Genomic DNA, 18,472 nt, shown 5'->3' with positions numbered 1-18,472 from the left:
AAAATATATTTATAGTTAAGTTGGCAATTTACCTTAAGTTAGCGCGTGACACTGGAATGACACCCTTGGTGGCAGACAGCTAAAGGAAAATATCAACTAGGTTTATAATCTATCACTACCGTGTTTGCAATTTTGTCGTGAAAAGCTTGTTTATGTTCATCACCTACTGCACATACTAAAACTAAGATTAGTATAGCTAAGAATAAAATGGGATTACAAAGTGATATGCAATAAATTATAAAAAGAGCTATAGTCCTTTTCATTGCTTGCATTGTAGTGATTGACTCAAATGTATCTTTGTCTTTTACACGCATGCTAAATAACAAGTGTCCTGGAGTGCCGCCAAATTTTACTAGCATGAATATATGAAATATACATGGTATCATTAAAAATAAAGAAAATACAATCGTGGTGATTACAATTATTGCACCCATGATCCCTTGTATTGCGTGTGTAAGTGAGAAACCCACCACCATTAAACCAAATGGTATTGCGATAAATAAAATACAATCAACTATAAATGCTAGAGTACGTCTTGTCATCGTTGAGTAGTTTACTTTTTTATCCATGTACTACCTATAAAGAAAAATATCAACTAGATTTATAGTCTATCACTACTGTTTTTGCAATTTTATCGTAAAAAGTCTGTTTGCGTTGATCAAATACTGCAAACAAAAATAAAATTAGCACAATTAAAAGATATAGAAAAGTATAACCATGATAATGCAGATGAAGCAAAAAGCGAAAAATAATCCAGATGCTTCCCTTAGAAATACATCTTATTGTTGCTTGCATAAGGGTAACATTTGTAAATGTATTAGCATCTTTAATATGCATACCACACAATAGTTTTCCTGGGGTACCACCAAGTTTTGTTACCATTAATATTTTGGATATTGTTAGTACTAATGTTGCGACCACTGTAGAAACTATAAATGGTATTTCTGTTGCTAGTTGTGCAAGTTCCTGAAAAGAGTCTTTATCTTGATCTTGTAATGATACGATGAATACACCATAGATAAAACCGAAGATAAAATGAGGGAAAATATGATGAGGTCAAGTATTTCTGCTACAATACGCCTTGTAAATCCTACATAATTTACTTTAACATTTATTTCAGTATTCATAACCCCACCTATATTTCATAATATCATCATATGATATAAAAATACGTTATTAAATAACCGTAAATATACTAACTTGGGTAATATTAGCTACTTGTGCCACTCTATTATTTAAATTAATATTAAATCATTTATAACTAGGGAAGTTATGTCAACACTAATCACAGTTGCATATGGCGACGGTATCGGACCAGAAATCATGGAAGCGGTGCTGTCGATATTGCGCGAAGCAGAAGCGGAAATCTCAATAGATATTATTGAAATAGGGGAGCGTGTTTACAGTAAAGAATGGTCTCACGGAATTTCTCCAAGTGGTTGGGAATCAATTGAAAGGACAAAAATATTATTAAAATCTCCGACAACAACTCCTCAAGGTAAAGGGCACAAAAGCTTAAACGTTGCACTCAGAAAAAATCTAGGGTTGTATGCAAATATCAGACCATGCATTTCATATCATCCTGTTATAGAAAATAAATTCGATAAGTTTGATATCGTAGTGATACGTGAAAATGAAGAGGACGTTTACACCGGAATAGAGCATAGGCTCACTGGTGACTCTTACCAATGCACTAAAATTATTACTAGATCTGGCTCAGAGAAGATATGCAGGTACGCTTTTGAATATGCAAAAAAACACAACAGAAAAAAAGTAACTTGCCTGACTAAAGATAACATCATGAAAATGACTGACGGAACTTTCCATGCCGCGTTTGATCGCATTGCAAAGGAATACCCAGATATAAAGGCAGAACATTATATAGTTGATATTGGAATGGCGCGTGTTGCAACAGAACCGGAGAATTTTGATGTTATAGTAACCGAGAACTTATATGGCGACATATTATCAGATATAGTCGCACAAACCTCTGGATCTGTGGGGCTTGCCGGAAGTAGCAACATCGGGAATGAATACGCAATGTTTGAAGCAGTGCACGGTTCTGCCCCTGATATTGCAGGAAAAAACATAGCCAATCCTTCTGGTCTTTTAAATGCTGCAGTGCATATGCTAATTTACATAGGTCAAGTGGGTACTGCAAAACTAATCTACGATGCATGGCTCAAGACTTTGGAGGATGGAATACACACTGCCGATTTATATAAGGAGAAAAGAAGTAAACAGAAAGTTGGTACCAAAGAATTTGCAGAAGCTGTTATAGATAATTTAGGAAAGAAACCTGCTGAGCTTATAATTGGCAGTGGTTCGGATAGTAAAATAAATTTGGATAGTAAAATAAATAAAGTACAAGACAATTACGAACAAGATTACAAAGTTAAAAAGCTAGTGGGTAGTGATACAACTCTCGCTTGGGACAAATCCAGTAATGTTGATCAAATAGTAGGATTATTTGAATCAAGTAATCTGCAAATGATAGCAATATACTCAAAAGGACTTGCGATTTGGCCAGGAAACTCAAAACCTTCAAGTGACCAAATAACCTGTAGGTTTATCGCAAATAATGAAAAGCAAGCTATTACAAATAGTGATGTAAATAACTTGCTAATCAAACTCGAAGAACACAATTTTGACGTGGTGAGAATGGACAAATTGTATTTGTATGATGGGAAAGAGGGGTTCTTTGTTTAAATATTTAAAAGAGGTGTGGTAAATGAGATGGACTCAAAAAAAGTAGAACTAATATTTGAAAAGTTTCAACAATCAAATCCTGCGCCAAAAATAGAGCTAAATTATACCAATCATTTTACGTTACTGGTTGCGATAGTTTTATCAGCGCGGACAACTGATGTAAGCGTTAATAAAATTACAAGAGAACTATTTAATATCGCTGATACGCCAGAAAAAATGCTGAGCTTTGGGCAGAGTGAGCTGAAAAAATGCATAAGCAGTATTGGTTTATATAATTCCAAAGCAAAAAATATAATCGGGCTTAGTAAAATATTGGTAGAACGATACAACAGCAAAGTACCTACTAATTTTGATGATTTGGTGTCTTTGCCTGGAGTGGGGAGAAAGAGCGCTAATGTGTTCTTAAATTCGGGGCTTGGCATTCCAACATTGGCAGTTGATACTCACGTTTTTAGAGTGAGCAATAGAATTGGGCTTGTGAAAGAAAAAGATGTGTTTAAAACAGAGCAATCTCTTTTAAATGTGGTTCCCAAAAAATACCTGCTTTATGCTCATCATTGGCTAGTTTTGCATGGTAGATATGTTTGCAAAGCACAGAAACCTTCGTGTGAAACGTGCATAATTCATGATTTATGTGAATTTGAGTGCAAAAGGTATAAAGTCTAGTATTTCTTCTTTTGTCATCCAAGTAGCTATAGAAACGAAAAAACTTACTTGACACATTTTGCTGGAATGACACCAGTTGTTATTCAGACAACAGTTATGCAAGAGATCTGATTACATCTAAGCTAACAATGGACCACTAGATATATTCCTAACCACGTTGACCTGATTCAATATTTTATTAGTGGGATTGAAATAATTTTCTATAAATTCCTTATATATAGCTGTTAACTTGTGTATATCGTTTACTGATACGCATTCGTTTATCTGATGTGCGGTTTTGTTGATTATACCAAATTCAATCACTGGACAAACATCTTTGATAAACGCAGCGTCAGATGTGCCACCACTTGTGCTAAGTATAGCATCAATGTTGGTAACCTTACTTATTGCATCAAGCATAATATCAGTATTTCTATCGGGAGTAGAGAGGAAAACGTCCCTGCTGCTATGCACAGAAAGTTTATAATCGCTAGTTACACTGGAGCATATTTCATCAATCAGCTTATATAAGCCACCCGGTGTTTGTTCATTGTTATATCGAATGTTAAAACGTGTAGTTGCTGAGCCAGGTATTAGATTGCTAGTATTATTTCCAACATCGATAGTAGTAACTTCGCAATGTGAAGGCTGAAAATATTTATTACCATGATCAAAAGTAGTATTTTTTACCTTACTCAATATCGATATTACCTTATATATTGGATTGTCTGCTAGGTCTGGGTAGGCAACGTGCCCTTGTTTTCCATGGCAAATTAATTCAAATGTTACAGAACCTCTTCTGCCTATTTTTATGGTATCACCTAATTTCTCACTACTGGTTGGTTCGCCAACCACACAAAAATCTATCTTTTTCTGCTTATTTTTCATCCATTCCAAAACTGCCTTTGTTCCATATTCTTCCATGCTTTCTTCAGCACTGGTAATCAATGCACTTATCGAACCATTAAATTGAAACTTCTCTGCAATCAAATTTACCATAGCAGCAATAAATGCAGCTACTCCGCTTTTCATATCAGCGGCCCCTCTTCCATATAGCATTCCATCCCTCACTTCTGGATTAAATGGACGAAATGCCCAATCTTTTAACTGACCCGGTGGTACAACATCAACGTGCCCAGCAAAGCACAAATTTGGTACTCCATTTATATATTTCGCATAAAGATTTTTAACTTTATCACCAAATTCTAAAATCTCACAATCAAAGCCGCTCTTCTTGAAGATTGTTGCTATATACTCTATTGCCCCGCTGTCTTCTGGTGTTATACTCTCAAAAGAGATCAATTTCCTAGTTAGCTCTACAGGGTCAATTTTCATGTCAATCTTAAAATACTTATACTGCTATATTGTAAACACTCTATGCACTATTTAAAACAAATATTACATCAAACCGAACAAACTTTTCTAAGGGAAGTAATAACAGATTACTACCTTGCTGATGATATCTATGAAATATGCACACGACACGGAAATGACGTCTTTCTAGTTGCAGATAAAAATACAGCAAAACTTTTAAACAAAAACGTACTTAATAAAATTCCTAACTTAATTATTCCAGCTCCACCTGTCATTCCAGCGCGTGACACTGGAATCCATAAGTTGTTTTCCTGGATCCCAGTGTCAGCTACTTGCATGACACCAAGCAGAGCTGCCTCTCTTGAAACTGTAAATCTAGTTAGAAACAAAGCAAAAGACAGTGACTTAATAGTTGCATTTGGTAGCGGCACTGTTAACGATATCTGCAAATATGCAAGCTACCTCGAGAAAAAAGATTATATATCGTTCCCAACAGCCGCTTCTATGAATGGATATACCTCTGCAAATGCTTCAATATTAGTAAATGGATATAAAAAATCGTTCAAAGCACATCTTCCAAGAGCAGTATATATAGATATAGACATACTTGCCAATGCACCACTGCGTCTCACATTAAGCGGATTTGCAGATTTCATTTGTCGTTCAACAGTTCAGGCTGACTGGCTACTATCTCATTTGTTGCTTGGCACAGAATACAATGAATTACCTTTTACACTTATTCGCGATTTGGAGCAAATTTTGCTAAGAGAGTATACGGCGCTTACTAAAAGAAGTAGAAAAGTGGTCCTATTACTTATGGAAGTTCTACTAATTTCAGGACTTGGAATGGTAATATCAAAAGGCAGCTATTCTGCAAGCCAAGGAGAGCATATGATAGCTCACGCAATGGAAATGGTAACAAGAGATCATTCCTTACTACATGGCGAAAAAATTGCTGTTACGACGATTACCATGGCTAATTTGCAGGAAAAGATATTATCAATACAAAACCCGATTATCAAACCGACCACTTTAGATGTAGAACATATAACTCAGTGCTTTGATAATATCGAATTTGTAAGAACTTTTGAACAGAAGCAAATTATGCAGCAAAAAATCCAAGAGATTATTTGTAAAGAATGGCATAATATTTCCAGTTTAATTAAGCAAAATTTACTACCTGCAAAACACCTGCAAAAAATATTTGAAGATCTATCAATTCCACACTTACCAGAGCACCTCAGTTGGAATAAAGAACAATATTGTAAAGTGGTCGATCTTGCGTTTACAACAAGAGATAGATTCACCTTTCTTGACTTAGCTAACTGCATAGAAGAAAGTTAAGTTTTGTAGTGAAATTCTGTCATTTAAAGAGATCATAGGCCAAAAGCTAAACCCTTTTCACAATCTCTTATCCATTGTCTCCTCACCTGAGTGGATATACAACTCATTCCAAGTAACTGACACTGGGTTTCACCAGTAGCACTGCTTTGCTAAACATAGTTTAGTTCGAGTGGCTGAGGAGGGACTTGAACCCCCGACCAAGAGATTATGATCCTCCTGCTCTACCAACTGAGCTACTCAGCCTAATTAAAAACCTTATTATACACACGATCTATATGTTTCGTATAATACTTCAAATCAAACAAAGATTCAAGTTTTTCCGAGTTAATAACCTTAAGTAAGGGTTTATCTTGTTTCAATTCGGCCAGAAAATCACTGTTGTTTTGTTTCACTTTCATTGCATTGCTCTGAACAATTTTATACGCCTCTTCCCTCGCCAAACCACTATTTACTAACTCAAGCAATACACGCTGTGAGAAAACTAAACCTTTTGAAGAATTTAAGTTCTTTTCAATGTTTTCCTTATTGATCACCAATTTATCTATCAAATCTGTTAATCGCACTAAAGCAAAATCCATTGTTATACAAGCATCAGGAGCAATGCATCTTTCCACAGACGAGTGTGATATATCACGTTCGTGCCACAATGCAACATTTTCTAACGCAGGAAAAACATAACTGCGTATTAAACGTGAGAGTCCAGTCAGATTTTCACTTAAAATAGGATTACATTTGTGTGGCATAGCAGAGCTTCCCTTCTGCCCCGTGGAAAAATGCTCAGAAATTTCGCCGATTTCAGTTCTTTGCAAATGACGAATTTCAACAGCAACATTTTCTATTGAGCTTGCAATCACTCCCAAAACTGAAAAGAACATAGCATGTCTATCACGAGGAATGACTTGAGACGATATGATTTCAGGTATGAGTCCTATTTCTTTCGCTACATATTCTTCAACAAACGGATCAACATTTGCAAAATTGCCTACTGCACCTGATATTTTACAAATTGAGATCTCTTTTTGCGCGCTAATTAATCTCTGATAATTGCGTTTAAATTCAGCATAAAATCTGGCAAATTTTATTCCAAGAGTTGTTGGTTCTGCATGCATTCCGTGACTGCGTCCAACACAAACAATATCTTTATAGTCCTCAGCTTTTTTTTTCAATGCTGCAAGTAAATTTTTTAGATTCTCGAGCAAAATATCACAGGACTCTTTCAGTTGCACCGCAAGGCATGTATCCAAAACATCAGAACTTGTCATTCCATAATGAAGATAACGAACATCAACTCCCGCTTTTTTAGCAATATATGTCAGAAAAGCTATAACATCATGTTTTACAATGGATTCAATTTCGTTGATACATTCAACATCAAATTCAATAGCACCAGAGAGGTTCTCAGCAATATTATTCGGAATCACTCCTAACTTTGCTTGAGCTTCACACGCTAATTTTTCTATTTTAAGCCATATATTAAATTTATTATTTTCCTCCCAAATGGAAGACATTTCTTTTCTGCTATAGCGGGGAATCATTTTTGATTTATTCCAATAATGGTGTCATTCCAGTGCGTGACACTGGAATCTAGGTATAAAAGTATTTGCAAATTATTCAATGGACAACGGATTCTAGAAGCATAAAATAATGTCCATGATGAAATAAACTGGATCCCAGTGTCACGCACTGGGATGACATGAGGGAAGCACTGGGATGACACCAGCTTAGCCATGGCAGACATTTCTTTTCGGCTATAACAAGGGATCATCTTTGATCAGCTATCATCACCATCAGCAGCTTCTTTATTCGCATCTTGCTCTGCCTCTTGTTGCTCAGACTTCTGATTTTGCAATTTTACTTGCCTTAGCTCATTTGCATCTGTTTCGGATTTCACGACGTATATAGTAATTGGTACTACTACTTCACTATGTAATTCTACGTTTACTTGGTATTCACCCAAGTTTTTGATGCTTACTCCACCAAAAGATAAACTACGGTGGTCTATCACATGTCCTTCTTGTAGTAAAATTTTCGCAATTTCACGTGTTGTTACAGAACCAAAAATTTTACCATCCTCTGAAGCTTGCTTTATCAATACCACAAACTTATCATGTAGTGACAATGCAAGCTCTTTTGCTACATTTAATCTTTTTATATTCTCTTCTTCCAGTAATAAACGTTGCTCCTCTAGCTTTGTTAAATTTTCCTTGGTAGCTTTCACCGCTTTTCTTTGTGGAAAAAGAAAATTACGTGCATAACCTGGTTTAACTTTGACAACTTCACCAAGCTTACCTAAAGTCCTTATATTTTCCTTTAAAATTATCAACATAAATTACCTAAACTTTTTTAGTACAGTAAGGAATAAGAGCTAAAAAACGTGCCCTTATGATCGCTAAGCGTAACTTCCTTTGTTTTTTTGCACATACTCCTGTTAATCTTCTAGGTAATATCCTACCATAGTCAGAGGTAAACTTGGATAATAAATCTATATTCTTATAATCTATGTCTTCATCTTTAGACGCAGCAAGAGGGCAAACTTTAGAACGCCTAAAGCCAGTCCTATTATTTACAGATACGTAAGAATTATTAAAACTATTTCGTCTTTTCATCATTATGCGCTTTGCTCCTCAATTTGTTTATTCATCATATGAGATTTACCTTCAAAAATTTTATCAACCTGCACAGGAAAGTGGCGAATAACGTTCTCATTAAGTTTCATTCTACGCATAAATTCATCCAGAATGCTTGCAGTAGAACTTATGCACATTATACAATAATGACCGCTCTTCATTTTATTTTTGTGATATGCAAAATCCAAAAGACCCCAATGTTCATACTTGATTAATCCTGATGCTTCAATGTTTTTCAAAAGCATTTCCAACGCTTTGCTCGATTGAGTTGGACCGTTTATTCTAAAATCTTTCAAAATATCTTGAAAAATCTTTATTAGATGTTCTGAAATATTTCTCTTCAAAGCATTTACTGCGTTATGGATAAACGCACTTTTAGTACTGCCTCCTAGAAATTTTGTAAAATCTTGCGTTATTCCTAAATCTTTTAGGTCATCTTTCAACTCTTTATCGATTTTTGACTTCACTTCTTTCAAATTTGAAAGATCTTCTTCCAATTCAACCCATAAAATTTTTGTAAGATCTTCCAAGAAATCAGAGTAAGCAACTAGACCTTCTTTAATGTTTTCAGCACGCACTTCTAACTCTTGTGTTGTAAGCTTGTCATTTCCTTTTTTCAGAATATCCCTGATTTGCTGGAACATAACATCTGCTTTAATATTTTTCAATGAAACAGCTAGCTCTTGGACCATTTCCTCTACTTCTTGCTGTAATAATCCTTGTTGTGTTATAAAAGTAAATTCATAAAGATTCACTATATCTTCCTTTAATACCGATTAAATATTTCATTATATAAAGCTTTTTTATATAAGCAAGTTATTTGTGTTAATTTCTACGCCTTTAATCCAGCTTAAGTTAGATATTTCATACATAACTTGAGGAGCAATTGAGTACGCACCTGGTAATAAGATGCTCACTTTATGTTTTTCGAGAAGAAGTCTTAGCATTATTTTGGTTCTGCCTTCATCTTTCAATATTGCGTTTAATTCCATAGCGGCTTTTTGCGAATCCGTGCACTCAGTGGTGAGAACTAATTCTTTTATTGTAGAAGCGATTCTTTTTGTAAACTCAGATATATCCTTGCCTGCTAATCTTGTCGTATTTTCCGAAGCTTCAAGATCAATTATCACAAATGTTCCTGGTGAAAATAAATCTCTTTTTTCTTCTATTATTTCATTATTATAGAATGCTATTTCAGAAACGTTATGGGGATCGGAAAGTGTGAGGATAACAAACCTTCCACGCTCTGAAGTTCTCATACGTGCATTTAATATTACCCCAGCAGTTTTTGCTGTTCTATTTTCTCCGATAAACCCAATATTTAACTTTTCCAGAAGAATTCTAAATTTTTCAAGTGGATGATTAGTTAAATAAAATCCTAGTGAAAATAACTCATGCTCTAATTTTTTCTCTTCATCAAAATCTTCCACATTCTCAAGTTTCGGTTTGAGGACATCAAGGCTACCAAACAAAGCAGCTTGACTTGATTCTCTATCCTGTTTGTTTTTATTTGCAAAGTAAATCAGCGTGTCCATTGACTCATATAGCTGCTTTCTGTTCTTATGCACGCTATCGAATGCTCCGGATTTAATCAGGCTTTCTAGCGCTCTCTTATTTATTATATGACCTGAATTTTGAATGAATTCCCATATGTCCTTACAAGCGCTTGAACGTACGTTCACTATTCCTTCCGCTATAGAAAAACCAACATTCCTCAAGGCAGCAATACCATAACGTATGCGTTCGTTCTCTATTGAGAATTCAGCTTTAGATTTGTTTATATCAGGTGGAAGAACGGTAACGCCACTAAACTTTGCTGCATGATAAAATAAATTCAGTTTATCTCTATCATCAATATTCAGATTCATTAGTGCTGTAAAAAATTCTAATGGATAATTAGCTTTAAGGTAAGCCGTTTGATAAGATATAACCGCATATGCTGCAGCATGAGATTTATTGAACCCATAACCAGCAAATTTTGCAACAAGGTCAAAGATATAACTTGCCCTGTCATAATCAACGCCATTTTTTGTTGCCCCTTGGACAAAAAGTTCACGTTGTTTATCCATCTCTTCCTTGATTTTCTTACCCATGGCACGTCTCAGCAGATCTGCTTCCGCTAAGCTATACCCGGAAAGAATACGGGCTATTTCCATCACTTGTTCTTGGTAAATTATTACCCCAAATGTCTCTTTTAATACTTCCTCAAGTAACGGATGAATATAATCTGGCTTTTCAAGTCCATGTTTTCTTGCAACATAAGTTGGAATGTTATCCATAGGTCCTGGACGATAAAGGGAAATTAAAGCGATAATATCTTCAATGCAGTCCGGTTTTAGTTTAATTAAAGCTTCTCTCATTCCCGAACTTTCAAGCTGAAACACTCCAATTGAATCACCGCTTGAGAGTATCTCATAGGTTTTTTGGTCATTTAAAGGAACTGAAGAAATATCAATCTTTTTTCCATCACGATTAATTAAACGACATACATGATCTATTAGCGTTAGCGTACCAAGCCCAAGAAAATCAAATTTTATTAGCCCAGCTTTCTCCACATATTTCATGCTGTATTGAGTGATTGGCAGAGCCGAATTTGGATCGTAGTACACAGGAACAAAATTTTCCAACTTTTGATCACATATTACAATTCCAGCAGCATGGGTTGAAACGTGACGATATATTCCTTCAAGCTTAAGAGATATATCAAGAAGCTTTGCAATTACCTCATCACTATCCCGCTCTTTCTGCAGGTTTTGATCAAACTCTATCGCTTGTGATAAAGTTACAGGATTTACTGGATTAAATGGAACCATTTTAGATATTTTATCCACTTGAGAGTAAGGCATTTGCAATACTCTACCAACATCACGCAATACTGCCCTTGCTTGCAATTTTCCAAAAGTGATTATTTGAGCAACATAACCGTACTTTTTCTGAACATAATCAATAACCAGGTCCCTTTTCTCTTGGCAGAAATCGATATCAAAGTCAGGCATCGATACACGATCAGGATTCAAAAATCTTTCAAATATTAGGCCAAACTTTATTGGATCAAGGTCTGTAATCTGCAAGCCCCAAGCAACAATTGATCCAGCACCAGAGCCTCTTCCTGGACCAACTGGAATGCCATTTGCTTTGCTCCAACGGATAAAGTCAGAAACTATTAGAAAATACCCGGAATAATTCATTGAAGTTATTATGCTTAGTTCGTAATTTAGCCGATCGTAGTATTGTTTAAGGTCTATGTCTGTCTCATTCGTAATGCGGAATTCTAATCCCGCAACTGCCTGCTCCCTCAGTTCTTCATTCTCAGTTTTATTTTCTCTACAAGGAAATTTAGGCAGAATAGGCTGCCTGCTTCTTGGCATGTAAGAGCACCGCTTAGCTATTACTAAAGTGTTATGAATTGCTTCAGGAATATCACTGAACAGCTCCTCCATTTCTGCCACAGATTTGAAATAATGCTCAGAGGTTAGCTTTTTCCTGTTATTTTCGAGAGCATAACTACCCTCTGATATACACGTTAATATATCATAAGCTTCATAGTCAGATCTATTTGTAAAGAATACATCATTTGTTGCAACCAGTGGTATATTGTGCTGATAAGCAAAATCTATTAAAGTTTCTTCAAGCTCTAGCTCCTTGCTCAGCCCATGACGCTGCAATTCAACATATAAATGACCATTAAATGCTGAAAGCAGTTTTTCAACCGTTTCTTTATCTTGCCCCAACAATAGTTGAGCCAAACATCCACCGGTTAAAGCGATCAGACCCGTACTTAAATTCAATAGCTCATCAAAATCAACGTAAGGAATATCGCTGTTATTCTTGCGCTTTCTAAAAGACTCACTCACCAAAGTGACTAAATTAGTGTACCCTTGCTCATTTTTTGCAATCAATAATATAGGTAAATTTTGTTCTGAATGTTTAACTATAATATTGCATCCTATTATTAGCTGTATTCCCCTACTTGCCGCATATTCTGCAAACTCAAGTGAACCAAATAAATTACCTGAATCAGTAATTGCAACCGCTGGCATTTTATTTCGCAAACAAAGGCCGATCAGCTCCTCAATTTTAACCGAGCTTTCAAGCAGCGAATAAACACTATGAACACGTAAGTGTATGAACATAAGAAACTTTAGATCAACAAAAAAGGATAACATTAATTTACTCATGAGAACATAATTTTCATGAGAACAAAAGCCTATAAAATTCTAAAATTAAAATACAAAAACTTACTTGACAAACTCCACCAGCGCCCTTATCATGAAACTGAAGCTATTGTATTTGCTTTCGCCAATCTGCAGATTAAAAGGTAAGGATTACTTAATGTATCGGCGTCTTATGTTCAATTTTTTGCAGTATATAGATACTGTATGTCTTTACAAAACTTCATCTACATCTAGATTTTTATCTAAATAAGCTGAACGCGCTTATAAAGCGTTACAAGACATCAAAAAATGCCAATACTCGACAGAGATAGTAAAAGACTAGCTAACTCGGGGATTCTTTGTCTTTTTTTCTGCTTAGTAAATTTCTTAAACATTTGCAGCGTAAGTTAGTTGCAATTAAAAGCAGCTAAATCTTGCTTGTCAAGCGTTTAAAACATAAAAAACGCCAATATTTTAAAGCGGATAATAACCCCAGGGCTTCTTTTGCCTTTTTTTTCGTTTGGTAAATTTCTTAATGTTTATGGCTAAACGACAACCGTCATCCCGCTACGTGTTAGCGGGATCTATGTTAAGGTATAGTAGGGGATCTATGTTAAGAGATACCGCGAATGAATCGCGGTATGACGTAGGGATTGCATTAGCTATAATTCTTTAGTTTTCACTTTTCTTTTAACCTTGCAATGATATTTTCTTTGCCGATAAAAATTAATAGTTTAGCGAGCTCTGGTCCTGTTTCTGTTCCTGTTAAAGCTGAACGCAACTGCGTAAATAGGTTTTTTGCCTTTATATCCACTGTTTGTCGAATAGTTTTGACCCATTCTGACAACGTGTTTTCATTACAATCACCTTGGGGCAATGCATTGAACGCAATTTTTATAAGCTCCTTATCAAGAATCACAGGCTCTATATCAGATTTGCATATTTTCCACCACTTGGCCACCTCAGAAAACCTTTCTATATTGTTCCTTATAAAATACCAAAACTCTGAGGAGTCCACTCCAATTTGATTTAAACGGTCTTGCACCATTTCAAATGGCATTTGTTGCAGAACTTTGCTATTTAGCTTATATATTTCACTCAAGCTGAATTGTACAGATGCTGAGCTAAATTTTTTAATATTAAATGAATCAATCAAAGATTGCATACAGGCACAAGCTTCAATTGGATTGGATGTTCCGAGCTTCACTAAATAACTAACTAGTGCCATCGGTTCAATTTCATCTTCTTTTATAGATTTGATATCTAGCACGCCGGCTCGCTTGGATATCTTGCTATCATCAAAATGTAGCAGAGAAAGGTGAGCAAATGTAGGGATTTTCGCTTTTAATGCTTTAATCATTTGGAGCTGAACTGCGGTATTAGTTACATGATCTTCCCCGCGTACAACATGGGTTACATTAAAGTCAACATCATCAATAACAGAAGGTAACATGTATGTGTAAATTCCATCTTCTCTTTTTACCACAGGGTCACTTATGCTACTGGTTGCAATATTTATTTCACCTTTAACTTCATCATTCCATTTAACAACCTCATTTCTATCCAACTTAAATCTAAAATGTGGTCTTCTTCCTTCTTGCTCATAACTAATTTTCTCTTGCTCAGTTAGAAGTAACGCGCTTCTGTCATATACAGGGGGAAGTCCTTGTTTTAACTGCAATTTTCGTTTAATGTCTAACTCTTCTCTTGTTTCATAGCATGCATAAATATGCCCTTCTTTTATTAACTGCAAAAACACCTCATTGTAACGCTCAAAGCGCTCTGATTGCTTGAAACTTGCATCCCAATTGATACCAATCCATTTCAAATCTTGTATGATATCATTTATATATTTGACATCTGAACGCTGAAGGTCAGTATCATCAAAACGGAGTAAAAATTTTCCATTTTGATTGCGTGTGTACATCCAACAAACCAAGGCAGTTCGTACGTTTCCTACGTGGAGGTAGCCAGTTGGGCTTGGAGCGAATCTTGTTAGCATTTAAACAGCAATATTGTTTACTCTAATTTATTTTAATTTTATATAAATATATGGCTAAAGCAAGTGAGATCTGCTAATACAATTGAGCGAGAGAAGAATAAGTATGGCTATAGCATTGTGGCACCTTTGATATTTGATGGATTAAGACCATATGATAAATTCAAGAAAATTCACAGCTTGACGACAAAGGCTAATGTAGCATTATATTGGTATCATGACTAACTTAGAAAAGATGAGAGAAAAACTGCAAGATCAAATAAATTATCATAATGTTTTGTATCACCAAAAAAATAAGCCAGAAATAAGTGATGCTGAATATGATGAACTGAAGAAAAAGTTAGCTGAAATAGAGCCAGAAATTTATGCAACACAAGATAGTGTTGGTGCTCCACCTGATGAGAGGTTTTCTAAGGTGGAACATCAAGAACCTATGCTTTCTCTTGAGAATGCTTATGATGAACAAGGTGTAGAGAAATTTTTGTCTAAAATAAAGAGGTTTTTAATTGAGGACAAAATAGAGATATTATGTGAGCCAAAAATTGATGGGTTGTCGTTTTCTGCAATTTATGAGGATGGAAGATTTGTTAAAGCTGCAACTCGAGGTGATGGTTTTGTAGGGGAAGATGTCACTCACAATGTTGCAACAATAAAAGGCTTTCCTAAGTTTTTGCAAGGTGTGCAAGGAAGACTAGAAGTAAGAGGTGAAATATACATCGGTAACAGCGACTTTTTAAAGTTAAATGAAAACGATGAATTTGCCAATCCTCGAAATGCAGCCGCTGGTTCTCTGAAGCAATTGGATGCAAACATTACAGCAAGTAGACCACTTAGATATTTTGCTTATTCTTTAATTGGTGGAGCAGAGAAAAGTCAAAGTGAGGTACTAAATAAGCTTGAGGCACTTGGTTTTTGCGTAAATGAGCATCAGTCCTTAACGAGTAGTTTAGATGGAATGCTGAAGTTCTATAACGAGTTCTATAACTGTCGCTATAACTTGGATTATGATATTGATGGAATAGTCTATAAAGTAAATGATTTGGTACTACAAAATCGTCTAGGGAATACTCACAAAGCACCGCGCTCAGCACTTGCATACAAGTTTTCTGCGGTTTATGCAAAAACAAAGTTAAATAAGATATTTATACAGGTAGGCAGAACAGGGGTTTTAACTCCAGTTGCAGATTTAGTGCCAGTCAATATTGGTGGGGTGCTAGTTAGTAGAGCAAGTCTGCATAACCAAGATGAGATAAAACGTAAAGACATAAGAGAGGGAGATATTGTAACAATCAAAAGAGCAGGTGATGTAATTCCCCAGATCGTTGAAGTAAGCAGAGATTCTCGTCTTCCAAATACACCTGAATTTGTGTTTCCTGAAGTATGCCCTGAATGTGGTAGTAAAGTACGTCAGGTTGAGGGAGAGGCGGCAGTAAGATGTCCTGAGGAATTTGCCTGTAAAGCTCAAATAATAGAAAAACTAAAGCATTTTGTATCGAAAGATGCATTTGACATTGTTGGCCTTGGTGATAAGCAGATAGAGTTTTTTTACGACCTTGGTCTGATAAAACAAATCCATGATATTTTTACTTTAGAAGAAAAATTGGATGAATTTAATCTGGAAGGACAGTCTGGCTGGGGCGAGAAATCTATAGCTAATTTGTTAAATTCTATACAAAGCAGAAGGGTAATAACTCTAGATAGGTTTATATTTTCTTTAGGTATTAGATTTATTGGTCAAGTTGCAGCAGAATTGCTTGCAGATTATTATGTTTCTTATAATAACTGGTATAATTCGATGATTGAACTGTCATCAGATAATACTGAGCTAGTCAGTATAGACGGCATAGGAAAAAAAGTGGCTGAATCTTTGGAATCATTTTTTTCTAAGGAACATAACATCAAAATGTTAAATGATCTTACTGCTTGTCTTCAAATTCTTCCTGTGAGCTCCAACTCTAGTAACTCTGTTTTAAATAATAAAATTATAGTGTTTACTGGTAAGCTACTTGCTATGAGTAGAGGAGAGGCAAAAGTAAGAGCCAAAACTCTGGGAGCAAAGGTCAGCTCACATCTTTCTGCTAAAACTGACTACCTAATTGCAGGAGAAAAACCAGGATCCAAATATAAAAAGGTAGTGGAATTAGGTGTAGAAATTTTAGATGAAGACCAGTGGCATAAAGTGATAAGTTTGGGAGTGTTCAAATGAAACTTGGATTGTATATTAAATCAAAGTTGCAAGACTATTTAGAGAGTAGCCAATTCTTTCCATCCAAGAATCATTTTATTGACTTGCCTCAATTTTTCAACAGAAGGCAAGTCTTCTGTGCTGAGCGGTAGGCGGACAGTTTGATGTTCTATAAGACCAATATCATGCAAAAGTGCTTTAGTAGGTATTGGGTTGCTGGCAGTAAATAACGCTTCGCAAGCCTGTTGCCAGATATCTGCCTGAGGGTTCCTGCCATTGAGGCACTTCTTAACATATTCATGTGCTACATATGGCCAAACATTGGAAGCAACGGAAACCAGGCCAGCCGCACCATAAGCGGCCATATCGGATATCATATTATCATCTCCACAAAAGACCTCAATATTTGGTGCAACTTTCTTATACTGAGCTAAAGTATCAACAGTGCTACTTGAATCTTTGATAGCCCAAAATTTTTCGTGACTAGATAAGTTGCGTACAGTTTCAGCGTGAAGATTTATTCCTGCTCTTGATGGAATATTGTAAAACATAACCGGCACATGTGCTTTCTCAAGCAGCTTTTCAAACCATAAAGTCTGCCCCATAATTCCGGGCTTTGCATAAATGGGAGTTGTCATTAGATAGCCATGAATAGGCATACCCTTGCAAAAATCAAGCCATTCAAGAGTCTGATATAGATTCACTCCTGGTACGCCAATTATAATTTTCGTATTTAATTTTAGCTTACATACGAATTCAACTAATGTACGCTTTTCAGAATCAGTAAGCGATAGGCTCTCACCTGTGCTACCCAGCAACACTACGCCATTTTCAGCTTTAACTTGCATTGTCAGTAAACGCTGCAAACTGCTATAATCTATACTATCTCCATTGCAATTAAAAGGAGTAACACAAGCAGTCCATAAAAATGTAGATTTCAATTTAAATTGTTAAAATGGTATTTCATCGTCGAGTAGTTCATCTTTTATATCGTTGTCAAAACTTTCGTGTTTATCTTTTTGTTCTGTTTCACCTTGTTTGTATTCACTTGGCTTGTAATCAGAATTTGGCGCACTATTTCGTGAATCCAAGAGAGTAAGAGCGCTATTAAAATTATATAGAACCACCTCTTTTGTGTATCTTTCACCACCGTTTTGGTCAGTCCATTTTCTAGTTCTCAAAGAACCTTCAACATAAACTTTACTGCCTTTGCGTGCAAAATCTTTGACGATTTTTACTAATCCTTCACTAAAAATTACGATATTATGCCACTCTGTCTTTTCAGAGCGCATACCGGAAAGTTTGTCAGTCCAACTTTCAGACGTGGCTATTGAAAAACTTGCCATTTCTTTTCCATTTTGTGTAGTCCTAATTTCAGGATCTTTTCCTAAATTACCAACTAGTATGACTTTGTTTATGGTACCACCAGACATAATTATGCTCTAAATAAATCCTTTTATTATCTTATGTGAAAATACTATTGTCAAATTTAATT

The 18,472-nt window shown here is 35.6% G+C and carries 16 protein-coding genes and 1 tRNA gene; 4 read left to right on the top strand and 13 right to left on the bottom strand.

Features of this window, described 5'->3' with window-relative positions; translation table 11 throughout:
* Positions 1 to 92: 92 nt before the first annotated feature.
* Together HUB95_RS01845 and HUB95_RS01840 are read right to left on the bottom strand one after the other, a co-directional pair.
* Entirely contained in the window at positions 93 to 569 is a 477-nt protein-coding gene (locus tag HUB95_RS01845; RefSeq protein ID WP_209452478.1) for an RDD family protein, read from the bottom strand.
* 22 nt (positions 570 to 591) lie between these two features.
* The gene (locus HUB95_RS01840) at positions 592 to 1,005 is read right to left on the bottom strand and encodes an RDD family protein (protein WP_244662809.1); all 414 of its coding nucleotides are present in this window, start codon (positions 1,003 to 1,005) and stop codon (positions 592 to 594) included.
* A 267-nt stretch (positions 1,006 to 1,272) separates the two neighbouring features.
* Here HUB95_RS01840 and icd point away from each other — a divergent pair, with 267 nt between their 5' ends.
* Positions 1,273 to 2,709 (top strand): isocitrate dehydrogenase, encoded by a 1,437-nt coding sequence (gene icd, locus HUB95_RS01835; RefSeq protein ID WP_197907420.1) that lies wholly within the window; start codon positions 1,273 to 1,275, stop codon positions 2,707 to 2,709.
* A gap of 27 nt (positions 2,710 to 2,736) precedes the next feature.
* Positions 2,737 to 3,375 (top strand): endonuclease III, encoded by a 639-nt coding sequence (gene nth, locus HUB95_RS01830; protein WP_006279797.1) that lies wholly within the window; start codon positions 2,737 to 2,739, stop codon positions 3,373 to 3,375.
* 117 nt (positions 3,376 to 3,492) lie between these two features.
* Here nth and dapE read toward each other — a convergent pair whose 3' ends face one another.
* Positions 3,493 to 4,689 carry a succinyl-diaminopimelate desuccinylase gene (gene dapE, locus HUB95_RS01825; RefSeq protein ID WP_209452477.1) on the bottom strand — a complete coding sequence of 399 codons (1,197 nt, stop codon included), beginning with the start codon at positions 4,687 to 4,689 and terminating at the stop codon, positions 3,493 to 3,495.
* 42 nt (positions 4,690 to 4,731) lie between these two features.
* On the opposite strand from dapE, the gene HUB95_RS01820 reads away from it, so the two are divergent.
* Positions 4,732 to 6,012 (top strand): iron-containing alcohol dehydrogenase, encoded by a 1,281-nt coding sequence (locus HUB95_RS01820; protein ID WP_197907421.1) that lies wholly within the window; start codon positions 4,732 to 4,734, stop codon positions 6,010 to 6,012.
* Positions 6,013 to 6,182: 170 nt separating this feature from the next.
* Here the strand turns inward: HUB95_RS01820 and HUB95_RS01815 are convergent.
* The 8 genes from HUB95_RS01815 to gltX form a co-directional block, all read right to left on the bottom strand.
* A tRNA-Met gene (locus HUB95_RS01815) sits at positions 6,183 to 6,255 on the bottom strand.
* Positions 6,255 to 7,547, bottom strand: coding sequence for an adenylosuccinate lyase (gene purB, locus HUB95_RS01810; protein ID WP_012673216.1), 1,293 nt, complete (start codon positions 7,545 to 7,547; stop codon positions 6,255 to 6,257). The genes HUB95_RS01815 and purB overlap by 1 nt, the downstream gene beginning before the upstream one ends.
* The gene (locus HUB95_RS01805; RefSeq protein WP_242049609.1) at positions 7,544 to 7,750 is read right to left on the bottom strand and encodes a hypothetical protein; all 207 of its coding nucleotides are present in this window, start codon (positions 7,748 to 7,750) and stop codon (positions 7,544 to 7,546) included. The genes purB and HUB95_RS01805 overlap by 4 nt, the downstream gene beginning before the upstream one ends.
* Positions 7,751 to 7,783: 33 nt before the next feature.
* Positions 7,784 to 8,338: a 50S ribosomal protein L9 gene (gene rplI / locus HUB95_RS01800; RefSeq protein ID WP_141457004.1), complete on the bottom strand. Its 555-nt coding sequence runs from the start codon at positions 8,336 to 8,338 to the stop codon at positions 7,784 to 7,786.
* Positions 8,339 to 8,345: 7 nt separating this feature from the next.
* Positions 8,346 to 8,621 carry a 30S ribosomal protein S18 gene (gene rpsR / locus HUB95_RS01795; protein ID WP_007548890.1) on the bottom strand — a complete coding sequence of 92 codons (276 nt, stop codon included), beginning with the start codon at positions 8,619 to 8,621 and terminating at the stop codon, positions 8,346 to 8,348.
* Positions 8,621 to 9,394 carry a 30S ribosomal protein S6 gene (locus HUB95_RS01790; protein WP_065094495.1) on the bottom strand — a complete coding sequence of 258 codons (774 nt, stop codon included), beginning with the start codon at positions 9,392 to 9,394 and terminating at the stop codon, positions 8,621 to 8,623. The genes rpsR and HUB95_RS01790 overlap by 1 nt, the downstream gene beginning before the upstream one ends.
* 48 nt (positions 9,395 to 9,442) lie before the next feature.
* The gene (gene dnaE, locus HUB95_RS01785) at positions 9,443 to 12,772 is read right to left on the bottom strand and encodes a DNA polymerase III subunit alpha (RefSeq protein WP_209452524.1); all 3,330 of its coding nucleotides are present in this window, start codon (positions 12,770 to 12,772) and stop codon (positions 9,443 to 9,445) included.
* A 700-nt stretch (positions 12,773 to 13,472) separates the two neighbouring features.
* Positions 13,473 to 14,795: a glutamate--tRNA ligase gene (gene gltX, locus HUB95_RS01780; protein ID WP_015589198.1), complete on the bottom strand. Its 1,323-nt coding sequence runs from the start codon at positions 14,793 to 14,795 to the stop codon at positions 13,473 to 13,475.
* Between the two features lie 214 nt (positions 14,796 to 15,009).
* Here gltX and ligA point away from each other — a divergent pair, with 214 nt between their 5' ends.
* The gene (gene ligA / locus HUB95_RS01775; RefSeq protein ID WP_209452476.1) at positions 15,010 to 16,998 is read left to right on the top strand and encodes an NAD-dependent DNA ligase LigA; all 1,989 of its coding nucleotides are present in this window, start codon (positions 15,010 to 15,012) and stop codon (positions 16,996 to 16,998) included.
* Positions 16,999 to 17,036: 38 nt separating this feature from the next.
* On the opposite strand, the gene dapA is transcribed toward ligA, so the two are convergent.
* The gene (gene dapA / locus HUB95_RS01770; protein WP_015589196.1) at positions 17,037 to 17,918 is read right to left on the bottom strand and encodes a 4-hydroxy-tetrahydrodipicolinate synthase; all 882 of its coding nucleotides are present in this window, start codon (positions 17,916 to 17,918) and stop codon (positions 17,037 to 17,039) included.
* Between the two features lie 9 nt (positions 17,919 to 17,927).
* Entirely contained in the window at positions 17,928 to 18,410 is a 483-nt protein-coding gene (gene ssb / locus HUB95_RS01765) for a single-stranded DNA-binding protein (RefSeq protein ID WP_197907423.1), read from the bottom strand.
* Positions 18,411 to 18,472 lie beyond the last annotated feature (62 nt).

It is taken from the genome of Wolbachia endosymbiont of Ceratosolen solmsi (assembly GCF_017869155.1).
Lineage (GTDB): Bacteria > Pseudomonadota > Alphaproteobacteria > Rickettsiales > Anaplasmataceae > Wolbachia > Wolbachia pipientis.
This window is presented reverse-complemented; position numbering and strand designations above follow the sequence as displayed.

Excerpts from the sequence above, each read along its gene's own strand:
- ssb (WP_197907423.1), bottom strand. The coding sequence starts at position 18,410 with ATGTCTGGTGGTACCATAAACAAAGTCATACTAGTTGGTAATTTAGGA.
- purB (WP_012673216.1), bottom strand. The coding sequence starts at position 7,547 with ATGATTCCCCGCTATAGCAGAAAAGAAATGTCTTCCATTTGGGAGGAA.
- icd (WP_197907420.1), top strand. The coding sequence starts at position 1,273 with ATGTCAACACTAATCACAGTTGCATATGGCGACGGTATCGGACCAGAA.
- gltX (WP_015589198.1), bottom strand. The coding sequence starts at position 14,795 with ATGCTAACAAGATTCGCTCCAAGCCCAACTGGCTACCTCCACGTAGGA.
- HUB95_RS01805 (WP_242049609.1), bottom strand. The coding sequence starts at position 7,750 with ATGTCTGCCATGGCTAAGCTGGTGTCATCCCAGTGCTTCCCTCATGTC.
- ligA (WP_209452476.1), top strand. The coding sequence starts at position 15,010 with ATGACTAACTTAGAAAAGATGAGAGAAAAACTGCAAGATCAAATAAAT.
- rplI (WP_141457004.1), bottom strand. The coding sequence starts at position 8,338 with ATGTTGATAATTTTAAAGGAAAATATAAGGACTTTAGGTAAGCTTGGT.
- dapE (WP_209452477.1), bottom strand. The coding sequence starts at position 4,689 with ATGAAAATTGACCCTGTAGAGCTAACTAGGAAATTGATCTCTTTTGAG.
- HUB95_RS01820 (WP_197907421.1), top strand. The coding sequence starts at position 4,732 with ATGCACTATTTAAAACAAATATTACATCAAACCGAACAAACTTTTCTA.
- HUB95_RS01845 (WP_209452478.1), bottom strand. The coding sequence starts at position 569 with ATGGATAAAAAAGTAAACTACTCAACGATGACAAGACGTACTCTAGCA.
- nth (WP_006279797.1), top strand. The coding sequence starts at position 2,737 with ATGGACTCAAAAAAAGTAGAACTAATATTTGAAAAGTTTCAACAATCA.
- dnaE (WP_209452524.1), bottom strand. The coding sequence starts at position 12,772 with ATGTTCATACACTTACGTGTTCATAGTGTTTATTCGCTGCTTGAAAGC.
- rpsR (WP_007548890.1), bottom strand. The coding sequence starts at position 8,621 with ATGATGAAAAGACGAAATAGTTTTAATAATTCTTACGTATCTGTAAAT.